The organism is Stenotrophomonas sp. (assembly GCF_036662295.1).
Taxonomy (GTDB): domain Bacteria; phylum Pseudomonadota; class Gammaproteobacteria; order Xanthomonadales; family Xanthomonadaceae; genus Stenotrophomonas.
In genome coordinates, this window is record NZ_JAVWXA010000023.1 from 34,728 (window position 1) to 50,392 (window position 15,665).

A 15,665-nucleotide genomic window follows, 5' to 3' on the forward strand; every position below is an offset into this window, starting at 1 on the left:
GCGCGCTCTCGGTGGGTGCCGAGCCCCTGCTTGCCGCGCAGTGGCTGGATGGCTTCCTCAACCGCAACGCCACCGTGCTGTTGCACGACGATGCGGTCTGGACGTTGATCGACGACTGGGTGGCCACGCTGTCCGACGCGCATCTGGTGCAGGTGCTGCCACTGGTGCGCCGCACCTTTGCCAGCTTCGAGGCGGCAGACCGCCGGGACCTTGGCCAGCGCGTGCAGCGTGGACTGGGCGGCAGCGCCGCGCCGGCGCCGCGCATCGCGTGGGATACCGCGCGCGCCGAACGTGCGCTGCCCATGCTGCGCGAACTGTTGGGAGTGGATGCATGAGCGAGTTGATCGATGCCGATGGCGTGGCCACCCCGACCACCCGCGCCGAGCGCTGGCGGCTGATCCTGGGGCAGGAAAGCAGTGCCAGCTGCGGCAACCTGCCGCCGGCGTTGCAGGGCGTGGATGCCGCGCTGGCAGCGCTGTACGAGCCTGATGGCGCCCACGGCCTGCGCCGTCGCGGTGGCCGCGGTGGATCGGCACCGAACGTGGCCCGTTGGCTGGGCGACATCCGCCGCTATTTCCCCGCCTCGGTGGTGCAGGTGATGCAGCGTGATGCCCTGCAACGGCTGGACCTGCGCCAGATGCTGCTGGAAAAGGAAATGCTGGAGCACATCCAGCCGGACGTACACATGGTGGCCAACCTGGTGGCGCTGTCCGGCGTCATCCCGGCCGAAACCAAGGAGACCGCGCGGCAGGTGGTGCGCCGCGTGGTCGATGACCTGCTGCGTCGCCTGGAGGAGCCGATGCGCTCTGCCGTGAGCGGGGCGTTGGACCGGGCACGGCGCAACCGTCGGCCACGCCTGGCCGAGATCGACTGGAACCGCACCATCCGCGCCAACCTGCGGCATTGGCAACCCAGCCTGCGCACGGTCGTGCCGCAGACGCTGGTGGGCTACGGACGCAAAGCACGCAAGCCGCAGCGCGAAGTACTGCTGTGCATCGACCAGAGTGGTTCGATGGCCGCCTCGGTGGTGTATTCCAGCATTTTCGGCGCGGTGATGGCCTCGCTGCCGGCGGTGTCGACCCGGCTGGTGGTGTTCGATACCGAAGTGGTGGACATGACCGAAAAGCTCGACGATCCGGTGGACCTGCTGTTTGGCGTGCAACTGGGCGGCGGTACGGATATCCACCGCGCGGTGAGCTACTGCCAGGCGCAGATCCGCGAACCACACAGCGCCATCCTCGTGTTGATCTCCGATCTGTACGAAGGCGGCGTGGAAGCGAAACTGCTGGCCCGCGCACAGGAGCTGGTGGAGGCCGGTGTGCAGTTCATCGTGCTGCTGGCGCTGAGCGATGAGGGCAGGCCCGCCTACGACCAGCACCTGGCCGGGCACCTGGCCGCGTTGGGCGTGCCCTCGTTCGCGTGCACGCCCGATGCGTTTCCCGGATTGATGGCCGCCGCGATCCGGCGCGATGACATCCACCAGTGGGCGGCCGGCAATGGGCTGGTGCCCACCCGTGCCGCCGATCCCTCTCCCCTACCGAGCGCCCCGCATGGCCGACCCCTATAACAGCAGTCCCCGCCCGAGCACCGCCATCCGCCTGGACGATGCGATGGTCACCACCGCCTTCGAGTTGCCCGGTTACCGCGTGGTGCGCAGCCTGGGCGTGGTGCGCGGCATCACCGTACGCTCGCGTTCGATCGTGGGCAATTTCCTGGGTGGGCTGCAGACGCTTTTCGGCGGCAACATCACCATCTACACCGAGCTGTGCGAGCAGGCGCGCGAGGAAACTTACCGCGACATGGCCAAGCACGCGCGCATGCTGGGCGCCAACGCGATCATCGGCATGCGCTACGACGCCACCGATGTGATGACGGGCCTGACCGAGGTGCTGTGCTACGGCACCGCGGTGGTGGTGGAGCCGACGCGTTTGTGACGCGCCTGGCCTGGCCGGGCAGGGTCGGCAATGCGACCCTGCCTTTCTTTCACGGAGTTGGGGGGCTGCATGCGTCGTTTGATCTGTCTTGCGTTGGCGTGCCTCCCGCTCCCGGCGTTGGCGTCGGACTTCACCGGCCTGCTGACCGGCATGACCCTGCTGCTGCTCGCACTCACCCTGGTGCTGCTGTTGCCCTTGCTGCTGTTCCGCCGGCACGCGTGGGTGCGGTGGCTGGGCAGGGTGGTCGGCGTGGGCGTGCTGCTGATCGGCCTTGGCACGGTGGGCCTGGATACCTGGCGGGTGGTGGCTCGGACCCAGGCGGGGGACGCCCTGTCGGTGGGCAGCGGTCTGCTGCTCTACCTGCTGCTGTGGCTGGGCATTGCCTTCACTACGTACCGGTTGCAGCGCCGGCCCACTGCGCCGGGTGCTGGCAAGCACTGACGATACCCGCCGCGTATCGCCACGGCATGCAAGCGGTATTGGCCGGCAACCGGCCGCTGCGGGATGCTGTGCAGATGACAAGATCGACTCCCATTTCTTTCGCCGGCCAGGTCGGCCTGGTCACCGGCGCCGCCAGCGGCCTGGGACTGGCCTATGCCCGGCTGCTGGCCCGGCGCGAGGCCCGGGTGGTGATGCATGACGTTGGCGCGGGGCTGGACGGCACCGGCCACGACCCGGATCGGATTGCGCGCGCGGTCGCCGAGCTGACTGCGCAGGGCCTGGACGTACATGCAGCACACGGCCGCATCGACAACCGCGCCGACTGCCTGGCGTTGGTGGCCGCCATCCTGCAGCAGCACGGCCGGCTGGATTTCATCATCCACAACGCCGGCTGGGTCGAGTACCAGCCGATCGAGGCCCTGGAAGAAGACCGTTTCGACGCGATGATGACGCTGGCGGCGAAGACACCGCTGTGGCTGGCGCAGGCGGCGTGGCCGGCCATGCGGCAGGCCGGTTACGGTCGCATCGTGCTCACCACCTCCGACCGCGCGCTGTACCCGCAGTACGTGCAGCACGGGCTGGCCGCGTATGCGGCGGCCAAACTGGCCGCGGTGGGGATCGTCAACGTGCTGGCTGCCGAGGGCGCCGCGCACGGCATCGTGGTGAACGCGGTATCGCCAGTGGCCAAGACCCGCATGTGGGGCGTGGACGGCGAGCCGGACGAGCTGCACCCGGATGCGGTGGCACCGGGCGTGGCGTTCCTGGCGTCGGCCGCCTGCGTGGACGGCGGCTGGATCCTGCGTGCCAGCAACGGCCAGTTCCATGCCACGCGCAGCGCGGAGGCTGAGGGCGTGGCGTATCCGCGCGACCTGCGTGCGGTGCACGCCGGCAGCATCGAGGCCATCGCTGGGCAGTGGCCGGCGATTGCACCGACGGTGGTGGAACCGCGCGGGCCGGCGCGCTGCGGCACGTAGACTGGGTGCCGTTGTCGCCACCTGCACGGGCCCATGATCGATCTCCGCCAACTCCGTCAGTTCGTCGCCGTTGCCGAGGAGCTGCATTTCCACCGGGCGGCGGCGCGGCTGCACATGTCGCAGCCGCCGTTGACCGCGGCCATCCGCAAGCTTGAGGACGACGTTGGCAGCGCGCTGATCCTTCGCGGCAATCGCACGCTGGGGCTGACGGCCGCCGGGCAGGTGCTGCTGGCCGAAGCACGGCTCACCCTGCAGCAGGCCGACCATGCCCTGCTGGCGACCCGCGAGGCGGCAGCAGGGCGCACCGGCACGGTGCGGCTGGGCTACGTGGGCAGCGCACTGTACGGGCGGTTGCCGCAGGTGATCCGTGCCTTCCGTGGCAGCCATCCACACGTGCGGCTGGAGCTGATCGAGGCAACCTCGTCACGGCAGATCACGCTGCTGCGCGAGCAGCGGCTGGAGGCGGGGGTGGTGATTCCGCCGGTGGTCGAGGCCGGTGACATGCACCTGCAGGACTTCGATACCGACCATCTGGCGATCGCGCTGCCACGCGCGCACCGCATGGCACAGGGCGCGCCGGTGGCCCTGGCCGCGCTGGCCGACGAGCCGTTCGTGCTGTGGCCGGCACGCGAAGGGCAGGGCTTCCACGCGCAGGTGATCCGTCTGTGCGCGGCGGCCGGCTTCGTGCCGCAGGTGGTGCAGGAGGCGCATGGCATGCATGCGGTGCTGTCGTTGGTGGCGGTGGAGGCCGGCATCGCCATCGTGCCGGCCAGCATGCAGGGCTTCCGTGGACAGGAGGTCCACTACCAGCCGATCGACCCGGCGGTCTCGCGCTTCCCGCTGCAGCTGTGCACCCGCCACGGCGGCCAGGCACCGGCGCTGGCCGCGTTCCTGCGCATGGCCGGGCCGGCCACGCGGTAGGCGCGCGCTGCCTCAGCGGCTGCGCTTCATCCAGGCGCGCACCACCAGCCCGACCAGGCCGGCAAACACCGCCCACGACACCGCATCCAGCACGCCGTCGCCCAGCAACGCACTGACCAGCCCCAGCACGCTCACGGCCGCGATCCAGGCTGGCGCGATGAAAGGGCTGCGCGGGGCAGTACGCCGGCTCATTCGATGCCCCCGGTGCGCGCGGCGCGTTCGATCTCGTTGACGCGGGCCTCGGTGCTGCCGCGCTTGAACCACAGGTACAGGCCGGTGATGAGCACCCCGATGGTGATCAGGTCCAGCAGTGCCCACAGGATCTTCAACGGCAGCTTGCCGTAGTCGCCAAAATGCAGGGGCTGGCTGAGCAGCAGCACGCTCATGTACAGCGGCAGCGGCGGCTGGGCGGTGAGCTGGCCGGTCTGCGCATCGACCAGCACCGGGCGGTACATGCGCTCGGTGAGCTCGGTGTTGCCCTGCATGAACACCCCGTAGTGGTGGTCGCCGCTGTAGCCGGTGCCGGGAAAGCTGACGAACGCCGGGCGCATGTCCGGCGCGGCCGCGCGCGCGGTGTCCACCGCGGCCTGCAGCGACGCCAGCGTGGTGGGGCGCGGCTGGCCGGCATAGCGCGCGGCGAACGCACCCAGCTGCTCGCCCTGCCATGCCTGTTCCAGCGGCTTGGCGATGGTGTTGATGGCACCGGTGATGCCCACCACCAGCGCCCAGCCCAGGGTAACCACGCCCAGCACGTTGTGCGTGTCCAACCAGGCCAGGCGACGGCTGCGCCCGGTGCGCAGGGTGCCGAACGGCTGGCGGCGCATGAAGGGCCCGTACAGCACCAGGCCGGAGATGATCGCCACGGCGAACAGCAGCCCCATCACGCCCATGAACAGCATGCCGGGCAGGCCCAGGAACAGGTCGGTGTGCAGGCGCAGGATGAAGTACATCACGCCCTCGTTGAACTGCGCGGCCGGCACGATCGCGCCGCTGCTGCTGTCCAGCAGCACCGTCTTCATCTGCGGCGGCGGGGTGTCCGGCCGCACGCCGGTGTTGACGTACATCGTGTTGGCCGCCGGGTCCCAGCCGACGAACAGCGGGACGTTGCCCGGGTACTGGGCCAGGGCGGTGCGCACCTGGGTATCCAGGTCGCGCGGCGGCCCCGGCGCGGTGGCCGGCTCGGCGTGCGGCGCGGCGAGGTGGTCGATTTCCTCGGCGAAGATCAGCGGCAGCCCGGTCAGGCACAACAGCAGCAGGAACACGGTGCAGACCAGGCTGGTCCACTTGTGCACGAGGAACCAGGCGTTGAGGGTGGATCGTTGCATGAAGGCTCTCTGGCGGCGGCTGGAGGCGCGGGCGAAAACTCAGAAGCGGTAGCTGATCGTCCCGGTCACGGTGCGCGGGTTGCCGGTGAAGCAGTCACCGAAGTTGCGGCAGGGGGCGAAGTACTTCTTGTCGGTCAGGTTGGTGATGTTCAACGCCATCGTCCAGTCGGTGATCTGCACCTCGAACAGGCCATCCACCAGGGTGTAACTGGGCGTGCGGATGAAACCGCCGTAGCCCAGCGACTGGGTGTTGCCCACGTAGCGGCCGCCCAGGCCCACGCGCAGGCGCGCATCGGCGTCGAGCTGGAAGCCCTTGGCGATCCACAGCGAGGACAGTTCCTGCGGGGTGTCGTTGAGGCGCTGGTCCACTTCCATGGCGAAGTTGCTCTTGGTCACTTCGGCCTTGTTGCGCGCGTAGGCGGCGGTGACGGTGAGGTCGTTGGCGAAGGAGAACTGGCCTTCCAGCTCCACGCCGCGGGATTGGATCTCGCCGGTCTGGATGACGTTGAGCACGTTGTCCGGATCGTTGGTCTGGCGGTTGGTCTCGGTGATGCGGTAGGCCGAGGCGGTGACCAGCACGCCGCGCATCGGCTGCCACTTCACGCCGCCTTCGACCTGGTGGCCCTGCATCGGCTTGAACGCGCGGCCGTACAGGTCCTGGCCGTTCACCGGCAGGAACGATTCGCTGTAGCTGATGTACGGGGAGACACCGCCGCCGACGTCGCCGATCAGGCCGGCCCGGTAGGTGGTGGCGTTGTCGGTCTGGCTGGGCACGCCCTCGGTCCTGCTGCGCGCATGGTCGCGGCGCGCGCCGAGCACCAGCGACACGCGGTCGGCCCAGCGGATCTGGTCCTGTACGTACACGCCCAGCTGAGTGGTGCGCTGGTCCGGCAGTGCATTCCAGCCGTTGATGGTCACGCCGGTGGAGACCGGGTCGTAGATGTCGATCGGGGTGGGCGTGGCATCCAGGCCGGCCGAGGCCTCGCGGTAGTCGGTGTAATCCACGCCGGCCAGCAGCAGGTGCTGGAAGGCACCGGTGGCGAAGTCGAACTGGAAGGCGGTGTCGCTGGTGAGCACGCGCACGTCCGGGCGCACGCCATAGGCGTTGCGGTTGACCACGCGCTTGTCCGCATCGATGAACGGGTCCAGCGGGTTGGTGTAGGTGTCCGGGTAGAGTTCGCGGAACTCGGTCTTGCCGTCCAGATAGCGCGCCGAGGCACGCAGGCTGACGCTGTCGTTGAAGCGATGGTCGAACAGCGCGGTGAGGCTGTACACGCGCGAATCGAGCTTGTCGAAATCGTGGTCGCCCAGGAACGTGGACGGATCCAGGCGCGGCTGGCCGGGCGCGGCGTTCAAGGTGGCCACCACCGGCAGGAACTGCTGGCTGGAGGCGGTCTTGTCGTGCTGGTAGCTGGCCAGCACGGTCAGCGTGCTCTGCTCGCCACGCCAGCTGATCGACGGGGCGATGTAGACGCGGTCGTCGTCCACGCCGTCGGTCTGCATGCCCGCGTTGCGGACCAGGCCCACCACGCGCCCGGCCAGCGTGCCGCTGTCGTTGAGGCTGCCGCCGACGTCGCCCTGGAACTGCTTGCGGTCGAAGTTGCCCAGCTGCACGCCCAGCTCACCGCCGATGTCGGTGAAGGTGGGGCGCTTGGTCATCGCGTTGATGATGCCGCCGGTGGCGCCGGCGCCGTACAGCACCGAGGACGGGCCGCGCAGCACTTCCACCCGCTCCAGGCCGTACACCTCGGTGCGTGCCATCGGATTGAAGCCGTAGCTGCGGCGCAGGCCGTCCAGGTACTGCACCGGGTCCAGCCCGCGCACGGTGCTGCCGTCGCTGCGGGTGTCCAGGCCATAGGCATCGGCGGTGACGCCGGCGCTGTAGCGCAGGGTTTCCTGCAGGTTGTGGGCGCCGCGGTCGCTGAACAGCTCGCCGGTCACCACGCTGATCGCCTGCGGGGTCTGGGTGAGCGGGGTATCGGTCTTGGTGGCGGTGCTGGCGCGCTCGGCCACCACGCTCACCGCATCCAGGGTGCGGGCAGCGCTGTCGTCCTGGGCCTGGGCGATCGCCGAAGCCAGCAGGGTGGGCGTGGCCAGGGTGAGCAGCAGCAAGGTGCGGGAACGGGGCAGGGCGGGCATCGGGCCGGTCCGGCGGGAAGGATGGCGACGGATTATCCCGGTGCGAAATTGCGAATACAAACGATTCTCAACCTGAACGGTGCGGCCGCCGCCGGAGCGCCGTGGGCCACCCGTCACGTGACTGTCGTGCCGGCCTCACCCGCCCTATGCCCGCCGCCCGCTAGGGTGGATTACCCGTCCCCCACGGAGACCTGCCATGTGGTTGATCGACCGACTCTGGCCCGCCCGGTCGGGCACCCCCATGCCGCCGCCCCTGCCGCTGCCCGCGCCGGAGGCGCTGCCCCGCCTGGCCCCGTTGAAACGCCCGCTACGCGTCGGGCGCGGCCGGATGGCGCCCTGGCAGAAGGTGTCCGTCGCGCCGCGGCGCCGCGGTCACTGAGCCGGCGCCCGGTCGGCGGGGTGGTTCACCCCGTCGTTGACCGGCACTTCGCCCAGCGCGTACGGATTGATGCCGTCCAGGCAGCCCAGGTTGTACCCGTACTCGTCGGGCGAGGAACGCCGCTGGTGGTGGGTGTAGATGCCGCAGGTGCCGCAGAACCAGTGTTTGGCCACATGCGTGTTGAACTGGTAAAGCCGCAGGGCGTCCTCGCCCTCGATCACCGTGAGGTCGGCCAGCTTCACCGAACCGACGATGGCCCCTTTGCGCCGGCACAGCGAGCAGTCGCAGCGGCGCGGTGAGCACACCCCGTCGGGCAGGTGCAGGCGCAGGACCACCGCCCCGCAATGGCAACGCGCCAGATGCTCGCGCTGGATCGGCACGCCGCCGATGGAAGTCAGACCCTGCATCGCCTCGCCCTGCACCGCGGAATTGCCGCCCATCCTACGCCCGGCGTCCAAGCTGAACACGCGGATATGTCCCGTACGCGCCGGTTATGGCTAACTAGCGCCCCCAACCAACGATGGACCGATGCGTGAAGAAGGCAGGACGATGGGGACTGGCGCTGCTGATGCTGCTCGCCGCGCTGTGGGTGACCGGCCTGCTGGCCTACCAGCTGCCGGGGCCGGGGTGGCTGCGGGGTGCGGCGATCGTGGCCTGGGCGGGCTTTGCGATCACCACCGCGGTGGGCGTGGCGCGCGCACGCACCGGGCGCTGGCCGGGCGCGGCCTACATGGCGGCGTTGGTGGCCTGCGGGGTCTGGTGGCTGCTGCTGGTCCCGCGCCAGGACCGGGTGTGGGCCGATGACGTGGCCCAGCGGCTCAAGGTGACCCGCTTCGACGGCCGCCACGTGGTGCTGGACAACGTGCGCGACTTCACCTGGCGCAACGAGGACGACCACGACGTGCGCTGGGTGCGCCGCCAGTACGACCTGGAGCAGCTGCGCTCGGCCGACCTGGTGATGTCCTACTGGATGGGGCCGATGATCGCGCACACGCTGGTGTCCTTCGGTTTTGCCGACGGGCGCCAGCTGGTGTTTTCGCTGGAGATCCGCAAGGAGCGCGGCGAGTCGTTCTCCGCGCTTGGCGGGTTCTTCCGCAAGTTCGAAATGACCCTGGTGGCCGCCGAGGAAACCGACATCATCCGCGTGCGCAGCAACGTGCGCGGCGAGGATGTGTACCTGTACCGCCTGCAGGGCATGACACGTGAGCAGCTCAAGGGCCTGTTCGTGTCCTATCTGGGTGAGGCGCGCAAGCTCGACGCCGCCCCGGCGTTCTACAACACGCTGACCAGCAACTGCACCACCATCGTCTACGAACTGGCCAAACAGATCGCCCCGGGCCTGCCGCTGGACTACCGGCTGCTGGTGTCCGGTTACTTCGCCGAATACGCGCGCGACCTGGGCGTGCTGGTGCCGGGCGTGGACTTCGCCACGCTCAAGGCGCGCGGCCGCATCACCGAGCGTGCGCGCGCGGCCGGCGATGCCGCCGATTTCTCCCGCCGCATCCGCCAGGGCATGCCGGGCGTCGAGCAGGGAGCCGTGCCATGAGGACGTTGATGGGCGGTCTGGGACGGCGCTGGTTGCCGCTGCTGGCGGTGGCGGTCTCGCTGCTGCTGTCCAGCGGCTGCGCGATGGTGACCATGAAGCAGGTGGCGCCCACCGACTACCTGGCCAGCAAGCGCGGCGACGTGCTGACCTCGGGCAAGCTGAGTGCCGCCTCGCAGGAAACCCTGAGCGTGATCGGGCTGGATGAGGACCTGTGCGCCAAGGATGTGCTGGCCTGCCAGAAGACCCTGGAAGACACCGCCGTGCTGCCCGAGGAGCAGCGCCTGTCGGCGTTGTCCGAGCTGTGGGTGAAGACCGCGCTGGGCCTGAGCCCCAAGCCCAAGGACCGCGACAAGCACCCGATGAGCGAGGCGGCGCTGGATGCGTGGCTGGAGGCGGCGCGCTACGCCTACGCGTACCTGTTCTTCAGTGGGCGCACCCCGTCCGATCGGGCCTTCGAAGACCGCCAGACCCAGGTCCGTGACTACTACAACTACGCTGCCGAGCAGACGGCGGCGGTGGTGTTCAAGCGCGCCCGCGAGAGCGCGCTGGAAGGGGAGGACTACAACGCACCGGTGGCCGGGGAGCGCTGGACGCTGACCTCCGACTTCGACGAGCTGCGCATGGCCAGCATTCCCACCGCGCTGGTCTCGGCGTCGTCGCTCAGCTTTGCCGGGCTGCGCAGCACCTACCGTCGCGACGGGTTTGGTGCCGAACTGGTGGTGGTGATGGACCCGCCCAAACTGGTGGCCGCCGCCGATGGAACCGCGGCCAGCATCCCGCAGTACAGCGAGATGTCGGCGATCAACGCGACCGCGCTGCTGCGCTTCAAGGGCGAAACGCTGCAGCAGGTGCTCGATACCACCCAGGTGCTGTTCGATGTGTACTCGCCCGAGTCCACCGAACGGGTGGACCTGCACGGGGAGAAGGTGCCGCTGGCCGGCAACTTCACCGCGGCCTACGGCATGTGGCTGGCCCAGTCCGGCTTTGCCACCCAGTCGCTGCGCACCCTGTTCGGCCTCAGCGAGGGCATCGCCGAGCCGCACATGTACCTCATGCAGCCCTGGGACCCCAACCGCCGCATCATCTTCATGCTGCACGGCCTGGGCAGCAGCCCCGAGGCCTGGGTGAACGTGGCCAACGAGATCATGGGCGATCCCGAGCTGCGCCGGCATTTCCAGGTGTGGCAGGTCTACTACCCCACCAATGCGCCGATCGCGCTGAACCGCTTCGAGATCAATGCCGCGTTCAACAACACGCTCAAGCACTTCGACCCCAGCGGCACCAGCCAGGCATCGCGCGACCAGGTTTTCATCGGGCACAGCATGGGCGGGGTGCTGGCGCGGCTGCTGGTCACCTCCTCGGGCGACACGCTGTGGAATGACCTGCTGGCCAACTACGACCTCAAGGGCGAGCGCCTGAAACGGGTGGAGGCCAAGCTCGGGCCGCTGCTGCACTTCGACGCGCACCGCAACGTCGAGCGCGCCATCTTCATCGCCGCCCCGCACAAGGGCACCGACATCGCCGGCAACCGCGTCGGGCGGCTGATCGGGCGGCTGGTGCGTCTGCCGATCACCCTGCTGGGCAAATTCGAGGACGTGTTCCAGACCCTGCAGCAGGCCGAGGCGTCATCCTCGCAGCCGACCAAGCTGCAGATTCCCAACAGCATCGACAACCTCAAGGCCAGCGATCCGTTCGTGAAGGCCGCCGGTGCGTTGCCGATCATGCCGGGGCTGAAGTACCACTCGATCATTGCCCAGCGCAAACCGGACGTGCCGTTGCAGCAGTCCGATGACGGGCTGGTGCCTTACTGGAGCGCGCACCTGGACGGGGCGGTGTCGGAGAAGGTGATCATCTCCGGGCACAGCGTGCAGGAGACCCCGCAGGCCGTGCTGGAGATCCGTCGCATCCTGCGCGAGGACCTGCAGGAAGTGGGGCACTGACCCGCGCGGTGGCGCGGCTCAGATCCGGCGCGCCACCACCACGCTCACCACCGCCAGCACCAGCATGATGGCGTAGGTGAGCAGGTAGCCCATGATCACATCGCCCTGCAGGAACAGCGCGAACAACGAGCCGGACACGGCCAGCGTGGTGGCCACCGCCAGCGCCTCGCTCAACTGCAGGGCCGAGGTGTTGGCGCCCTGCTGGTCCGGTGGGGACAGCGACAGCGTCAGCACCGACAGGCTGGGATAGATCAGTCCCATGCCCAGGCCGGTCAGCGACCAGCCGGCCAGGGCCAGCCACAACGGCACGCCGGGTTGCAGCGCCAGCGCGGTCACCAGGATGCCCACGCACATCATCAGCGCACCGGCCTGCAGCAACTGCCGGCGCGACCAGCCGCGCTGCTGGTGGCCCTGCAGCCACGAGCCGCTGAACCAGCCCAGCGCGCCCAGGCTCAATGCCACCCCGGCCAGCAGCGGGCTCAGGCCGCGTTCGCGTTGCAGCAGCAGCGGCAGGAATGCCTCGCAACCGAAGAATGCCGAGGCGGCGATGCCACGCAGCGCGATCACGCTGGGCAGGCCGCGGCGCAGGCGCAGCGTGCCGGCCGGCAACAGCTTCCAGCTGCACAGCGCCAGCAGGATCACCGCCGGCACCAGCAGCGCCACCGCCGCCTGGCCATGCTGCTGGCCGCCCACGTACAGCAGCAGCGCGCCGGCGGCGGCACCGATCGCCCAGCGCACCACCGCGCTGCTGCCCGGCGCCGACCGCGCGGGCGCGCGCATCTCGCGCAGGGCCGGGCGCAGCAGCCATGCGGCCGGCACCGCCAGCAACGGCACGATCAGGAACACCCAGCGCCAGCCCAGGTGCTGCACGATCAAGCCGCTGATGCTGGGGCCGATCAGCGACGGCACCACCCAGCCGGCGGAGAACGCGGCGAACACGCGCGGCCGCATGGGCTCGGGAAAACTGCGCCCGACCATCACATACAGCGACACCGATACCGCGCCGGCACCCAGGCCCTGCAGCAGGCGCCCCAGCACCAGCAGTTCCATGGTGTGGGCCAGGCCGGCCAGCAGCAGCCCGGCGATGAAGCACACCAGGCCCAGCCACAGCGGCCGTGCCGGGCCGCCCTGGTCGCTCCAGCGCCCGGCCAGGGTCATGCCGATCACGCTGGTGGCCAGGGTGCCGCCGAAGGCCAGTGCATACAGGCGCAGCCCGTCCAGGTCGTGGGCCACGGTCGGCATCGCCGCGGCGACCGCCAGCGCCTCGAAGCCATACAGCGACACCAGCGCGACCATGCCGATGGTGGTGGCGCGGTAGCGGGGCGAGAGGATCGAGGGGATGGGCGTGGCGACAGGCGGCGCCGGGACGGCGGTTACATCGGAAGACATGGGGGATCCAGGCAGCGGGCGGGCAGGCAGGCCTTGCGGCCGACCCTGGCGACGCGCAGGATGCCACCTGAACCATGGTTGAGGTCAAGCGATGATCGCGCAGGAACTGAGTGTGGGTGAAGTGGCCAAGCGCAGCGGCGTGGCCGTGTCGGCGCTGCACTTCTATGAGCGCAAGGGGCTGATCCGCAGCCTGCGCACGGCGGGCAACCAGCGTCGCTTCGCGCGCGACGTGCTGCGCCGGCTGGCGGTGATCCGCGTGGCGCAGCGGGTCGGCATGCCGCTGGAGGCCGTGGCCACCGCCTTCGCCGCGCTGCCGGAGAACACCACCCCGACCAAGGCCCAGTGGGCGCGGATGTCCGCGCTGTGGCGCGGCGAGCTGGACCAGCGCATCGCCCAGCTGTTGCTGCTGCGCGACCAGCTCACCGACTGCATCGGCTGCGGTTGCCTCTCGCTCAAGCGCTGTCGCCTGGCCAACCCCGGCGATGCGCTGGGCGACCAGGGCGACGGGCCGCAGCGATGGGAGTAGGGGCCGAGCGTTGGTCGGCACGCGTCATCCGCCCCCCTCTCACCACACGTTGAATACCTGCCCGCTCTGCACGCCTTCCACGCTGCGCTGGTAGGCCAGCGACGCGCGCTGGGCGGTGACCGCTTCGAAGCCGGGGAAGTAGGCGCCGTAGTCGTCCATCGATTCGACCAGCACGTTCGGGCTGACCACGTTGATGCGCAGGCCGCGCGGCAGCAGCTCGCACGCCGCGCCGCGCACGAAGCCCTCCAGCGCGGCGTTGACCGCCGTGGCATTGGCGCCGTCGCGGATGGGGTGGGCGGCCACGATGCCGCTGGTGAGGGTGATCGAACCCCCGGTGTTGAGGTGATGCTGGGCCACCAGGCTCAGCCGCACCTGGCCCAGCAGCTTGTCCTGCAGGCCGAGGTTGAACTGCGCCGTGCTCATCTCCGCCAGCGGGCCGAAGTGCAGCCGCCCGGTGGTGGCGATCACGGCATCCACCGTGCCCACCTCGGCGAACAGCGCCTGCACGCTGGCATCGTCGGTCAGGTCCACGCGGGCATCGCCGCCGTGGCGGCCGGCGCGGATGATCTGGTGGTGCGCGCCCAGCGTGGCGGCCACGGCCTGGCCGAGCGTGCCGCTGGCACCGACGAGAAGGATCTTCATGTGCGAACTCCAGGAAAGGGCAGGGGCCCAGTCTGCGCCCGGTCCGCCGGTTAGGTAACCGGGCTATGCTTTGTAGATTGCAAACCTGAGGTTACCAATGGACACCTTGCGCTGCATGCAGGCCTTCGTGGCCGTGGTCGAGCACGGCAGCTTCAACGCGGCCGCCGTCCAGTTGGACGTGTCCTCGGTGATGGTGGGCAAGTACATCCAACAGCTGGAGGCGCACCTGGGCGTGCGCCTGCTGCAGCGGAACACCCGCCGTCAGGCACTCACCGACGCCGGCCGCAACTACCTGGCCGGCTGCCGCACCGTGCTGGAGCAGGTGCAGCAGGCCGAGGCGAGCGTCGAAGGCCTGCAGGCCCAGCCTCGCGGCGTGCTGCGCGTGAGCGCGCCGGTCACCTGGGGCAGCTGCGTGCTGGCCCCGCTGGTGGCACAGTACCTGGCTGCCCATCCGCAGGTCACCGTGGAGCTGGACCTGAGCAACCGCCGGGTGGACCTGATCGAGGAGTCGTTCGATGCGGTGATCCGGATGGGCGCGCTGGGCTCGGCCGAGTGGGTGGCGCGGCCCTTGCCGCCGTATGCGATGCAGATCTGCGCGGCGCCGGCCTACCTGCAACGCCGCGGTATTCCGCGGCATCCGGCCGACCTCGCCGCGCACGACTGCCTCACCCACCTGGCCTGGCGTGGCGGTCACGGCTGGCGCCTGCGCGGCCACCCGGGGCAGGACTGGTCCGAGCACTCGCGGCTGCTGTGCAACGACGGCGACGGCCTGCGCCGGGCCGCGCTGGCCGGCGCCGGCCTGATCCTGCAACCGGCGGTGCTGCTGGCCGAGGACATCGCCGCCGGGCGCCTGCAACCGGTGCTGGCCGACTACCTGCCCGAGCCCCGGCCGCTGCACCTGGTCTACCTCCCCGACCGCCGGCCACGGCCGAAGCTGTCCAGCTTCGTGGACTTCCTGCTGGGCCACCTGACCCCGGGGTAGAGCCACCCCATGGGTGGCTGTTCTTCGCTCCGGCATCGCGTGCAGCCACCCGTGGGGTGGCGCTACCCATGGCGGTTTCGCGGGCGCCACATCGTGCGATCGCATCGCAACCCACGGCGGGTGTCGCGGGCGCCACATCGCGGGATCGCCTTGCAACCATGGCGGGCATCGCGGACGCCACATCGCGCGATCGGCTCGCTGGTAGAGCCACCCCATGGGTGGCTGTTCTTCGTTCCGGCCTCGCGTGCAGCCACCCATGGGGTGGCGCTACCGTGGCGAGGCGGCGGCCCGGCGTGGCGTAGGCGACCCCTCGGGGTAGAGCCACCCCATGGGTGGCTGCTTTTCGTTCCCACAACGCGCGCAGCCACCCATGGGGTGGCGCTACCGTGGCGAGGCGGCGGCCCGGCGTGGCGTAGGCGACCCCCGGGTAGAGCCACCCCATGGGTGGCTGTTCTTCGTTCCAACATCGCGTGCAGCCACCCATGGGGTGGCTCTTATCTCTTGGCGATCTGGCACCTTAGGTGCCG

The 15,665-nt window shown here is 69.8% G+C and carries 16 protein-coding genes; 10 read left to right on the top strand and 6 right to left on the bottom strand.

Annotation, left to right across the window (positions count from 1 at the left end; translation table 11 throughout):
• The 6 genes from RSA25_RS06840 to RSA25_RS06865 all read left to right on the top strand — a co-directional run.
• The coding region (locus tag RSA25_RS06840; protein ID WP_332808153.1) for a DUF5682 family protein at nucleotides 1–335 on the top strand (335 nt) is incomplete at its 5' end.
• The gene (locus RSA25_RS06845) at nucleotides 332–1,567 is read left to right on the top strand and encodes a VWA domain-containing protein (RefSeq protein ID WP_332808154.1); all 1,236 of its coding nucleotides are present in this window, start codon (nucleotides 332–334) and stop codon (nucleotides 1,565–1,567) included. The genes RSA25_RS06840 and RSA25_RS06845, both read left to right, overlap by 4 nt.
• Complete coding sequence (locus RSA25_RS06850; protein WP_332808155.1) at nucleotides 1,551–1,934, top strand: YbjQ family protein; 384 nt, start codon at nucleotides 1,551–1,553, stop codon at nucleotides 1,932–1,934. The genes RSA25_RS06845 and RSA25_RS06850 overlap by 17 nt, the downstream gene beginning before the upstream one ends.
• Nucleotides 1,935–2,003: 69 nt before the next feature.
• Nucleotides 2,004–2,375 (top strand): hypothetical protein, encoded by a 372-nt coding sequence (locus RSA25_RS06855; RefSeq protein WP_332808156.1) that lies wholly within the window; start codon nucleotides 2,004–2,006, stop codon nucleotides 2,373–2,375.
• A gap of 74 nt (nucleotides 2,376–2,449) precedes the next feature.
• The gene (locus tag RSA25_RS06860) at nucleotides 2,450–3,349 is read left to right on the top strand and encodes an SDR family NAD(P)-dependent oxidoreductase (protein WP_332808157.1); all 900 of its coding nucleotides are present in this window, start codon (nucleotides 2,450–2,452) and stop codon (nucleotides 3,347–3,349) included.
• A 33-nt stretch (nucleotides 3,350–3,382) separates the two neighbouring features.
• Complete coding sequence (locus RSA25_RS06865) at nucleotides 3,383–4,270, top strand: LysR substrate-binding domain-containing protein (RefSeq protein WP_332808158.1); 888 nt, start codon at nucleotides 3,383–3,385, stop codon at nucleotides 4,268–4,270.
• A gap of 12 nt (nucleotides 4,271–4,282) precedes the next feature.
• On the opposite strand, the gene RSA25_RS06870 is transcribed toward RSA25_RS06865, so the two are convergent.
• The 4 genes from RSA25_RS06870 to RSA25_RS06885 all read right to left on the bottom strand — a co-directional run bounded on the left by RSA25_RS06870 (nucleotide 4,283) and on the right by RSA25_RS06885 (nucleotide 8,520).
• Nucleotides 4,283–4,405, bottom strand: coding sequence for a hypothetical protein (locus RSA25_RS06870; RefSeq protein ID WP_332808159.1), 123 nt, complete (start codon nucleotides 4,403–4,405; stop codon nucleotides 4,283–4,285).
• A gap of 53 nt (nucleotides 4,406–4,458) precedes the next feature.
• The gene (locus RSA25_RS06875) at nucleotides 4,459–5,595 is read right to left on the bottom strand and encodes a PepSY-associated TM helix domain-containing protein (RefSeq protein WP_332808160.1); all 1,137 of its coding nucleotides are present in this window, start codon (nucleotides 5,593–5,595) and stop codon (nucleotides 4,459–4,461) included.
• A gap of 39 nt (nucleotides 5,596–5,634) precedes the next feature.
• Nucleotides 5,635–7,734 carry a TonB-dependent siderophore receptor gene (locus RSA25_RS06880; RefSeq protein WP_332808161.1) on the bottom strand — a complete coding sequence of 700 codons (2,100 nt, stop codon included), beginning with the start codon at nucleotides 7,732–7,734 and terminating at the stop codon, nucleotides 5,635–5,637.
• 372 nt (nucleotides 7,735–8,106) lie between these two features.
• On the bottom strand, nucleotides 8,107–8,520 hold the full coding sequence (locus RSA25_RS06885) for a GFA family protein (RefSeq protein ID WP_332808167.1): 414 nt from the start codon (nucleotides 8,518–8,520) through the stop codon (nucleotides 8,107–8,109).
• A 161-nt stretch (nucleotides 8,521–8,681) separates the two neighbouring features.
• On the opposite strand from RSA25_RS06885, the gene RSA25_RS06890 reads away from it, so the two are divergent.
• Together RSA25_RS06890 and RSA25_RS06895 are read left to right on the top strand one after the other, a co-directional pair.
• Nucleotides 8,682–9,659: a DUF4105 domain-containing protein gene (locus RSA25_RS06890; protein ID WP_332808168.1), complete on the top strand. Its 978-nt coding sequence runs from the start codon at nucleotides 8,682–8,684 to the stop codon at nucleotides 9,657–9,659.
• Nucleotides 9,656–11,599, top strand: a complete 1,944-nt coding sequence (locus RSA25_RS06895) for an alpha/beta hydrolase (RefSeq protein WP_332808162.1) — start codon at nucleotides 9,656–9,658, stop codon at nucleotides 11,597–11,599. Before RSA25_RS06890 ends, RSA25_RS06895 begins: the two co-directional genes overlap by 4 nt.
• An 18-nt stretch (nucleotides 11,600–11,617) precedes the next feature.
• On the opposite strand, the gene RSA25_RS06900 is transcribed toward RSA25_RS06895, so the two are convergent.
• A complete protein-coding gene (locus RSA25_RS06900) occupies nucleotides 11,618–12,988 on the bottom strand; it encodes an MFS transporter (RefSeq protein ID WP_332808163.1) in 1,371 nt (456 codons plus the stop codon).
• Between the two features lie 91 nt (nucleotides 12,989–13,079).
• Here RSA25_RS06900 and soxR point away from each other — a divergent pair, with 91 nt between their 5' ends.
• On the top strand, nucleotides 13,080–13,514 hold the full coding sequence (gene soxR / locus RSA25_RS06905; RefSeq protein WP_332808164.1) for a redox-sensitive transcriptional activator SoxR: 435 nt from the start codon (nucleotides 13,080–13,082) through the stop codon (nucleotides 13,512–13,514).
• Between the two features lie 39 nt (nucleotides 13,515–13,553).
• Here the strand turns inward: soxR and RSA25_RS06910 are convergent, their stop codons facing one another.
• Complete coding sequence (locus RSA25_RS06910) at nucleotides 13,554–14,156, bottom strand: short chain dehydrogenase (protein WP_332808165.1); 603 nt, start codon at nucleotides 14,154–14,156, stop codon at nucleotides 13,554–13,556.
• 97 nt (nucleotides 14,157–14,253) lie between these two features.
• Between RSA25_RS06910 and RSA25_RS06915 the strand changes: the two genes are divergently transcribed.
• On the top strand, nucleotides 14,254–15,138 hold the full coding sequence (locus RSA25_RS06915; RefSeq protein ID WP_332808166.1) for a LysR substrate-binding domain-containing protein: 885 nt from the start codon (nucleotides 14,254–14,256) through the stop codon (nucleotides 15,136–15,138).
• Nucleotides 15,139–15,665: the final 527 nt, after the last annotated feature.

Coding starts and splice junctions, on each gene's coding strand:
- RSA25_RS06845 (WP_332808154.1), top strand. CDS start 332: ATGAGCGAGTTGATCGATGCCGATGGCGTGGCCACCCCGACCACCCGC.
- RSA25_RS06850 (WP_332808155.1), top strand. CDS start 1,551: ATGGCCGACCCCTATAACAGCAGTCCCCGCCCGAGCACCGCCATCCGC.
- RSA25_RS06855 (WP_332808156.1), top strand. CDS start 2,004: ATGCGTCGTTTGATCTGTCTTGCGTTGGCGTGCCTCCCGCTCCCGGCG.
- RSA25_RS06860 (WP_332808157.1), top strand. CDS start 2,450: ATGACAAGATCGACTCCCATTTCTTTCGCCGGCCAGGTCGGCCTGGTC.
- RSA25_RS06865 (WP_332808158.1), top strand. CDS start 3,383: ATGATCGATCTCCGCCAACTCCGTCAGTTCGTCGCCGTTGCCGAGGAG.
- RSA25_RS06875 (WP_332808160.1), bottom strand. CDS start 5,595: ATGCAACGATCCACCCTCAACGCCTGGTTCCTCGTGCACAAGTGGACC.
- RSA25_RS06880 (WP_332808161.1), bottom strand. CDS start 7,734: ATGCCCGCCCTGCCCCGTTCCCGCACCTTGCTGCTGCTCACCCTGGCC.
- RSA25_RS06885 (WP_332808167.1), bottom strand. CDS start 8,520: ATGCAGGGTCTGACTTCCATCGGCGGCGTGCCGATCCAGCGCGAGCAT.
- RSA25_RS06890 (WP_332808168.1), top strand. CDS start 8,682: ATGCTGCTCGCCGCGCTGTGGGTGACCGGCCTGCTGGCCTACCAGCTG.
- RSA25_RS06895 (WP_332808162.1), top strand. CDS start 9,656: ATGAGGACGTTGATGGGCGGTCTGGGACGGCGCTGGTTGCCGCTGCTG.
- RSA25_RS06900 (WP_332808163.1), bottom strand. CDS start 12,988: ATGTCTTCCGATGTAACCGCCGTCCCGGCGCCGCCTGTCGCCACGCCC.
- soxR (WP_332808164.1), top strand. CDS start 13,080: ATGATCGCGCAGGAACTGAGTGTGGGTGAAGTGGCCAAGCGCAGCGGC.
- RSA25_RS06910 (WP_332808165.1), bottom strand. CDS start 14,156: ATGAAGATCCTTCTCGTCGGTGCCAGCGGCACGCTCGGCCAGGCCGTG.
- RSA25_RS06915 (WP_332808166.1), top strand. CDS start 14,254: ATGGACACCTTGCGCTGCATGCAGGCCTTCGTGGCCGTGGTCGAGCAC.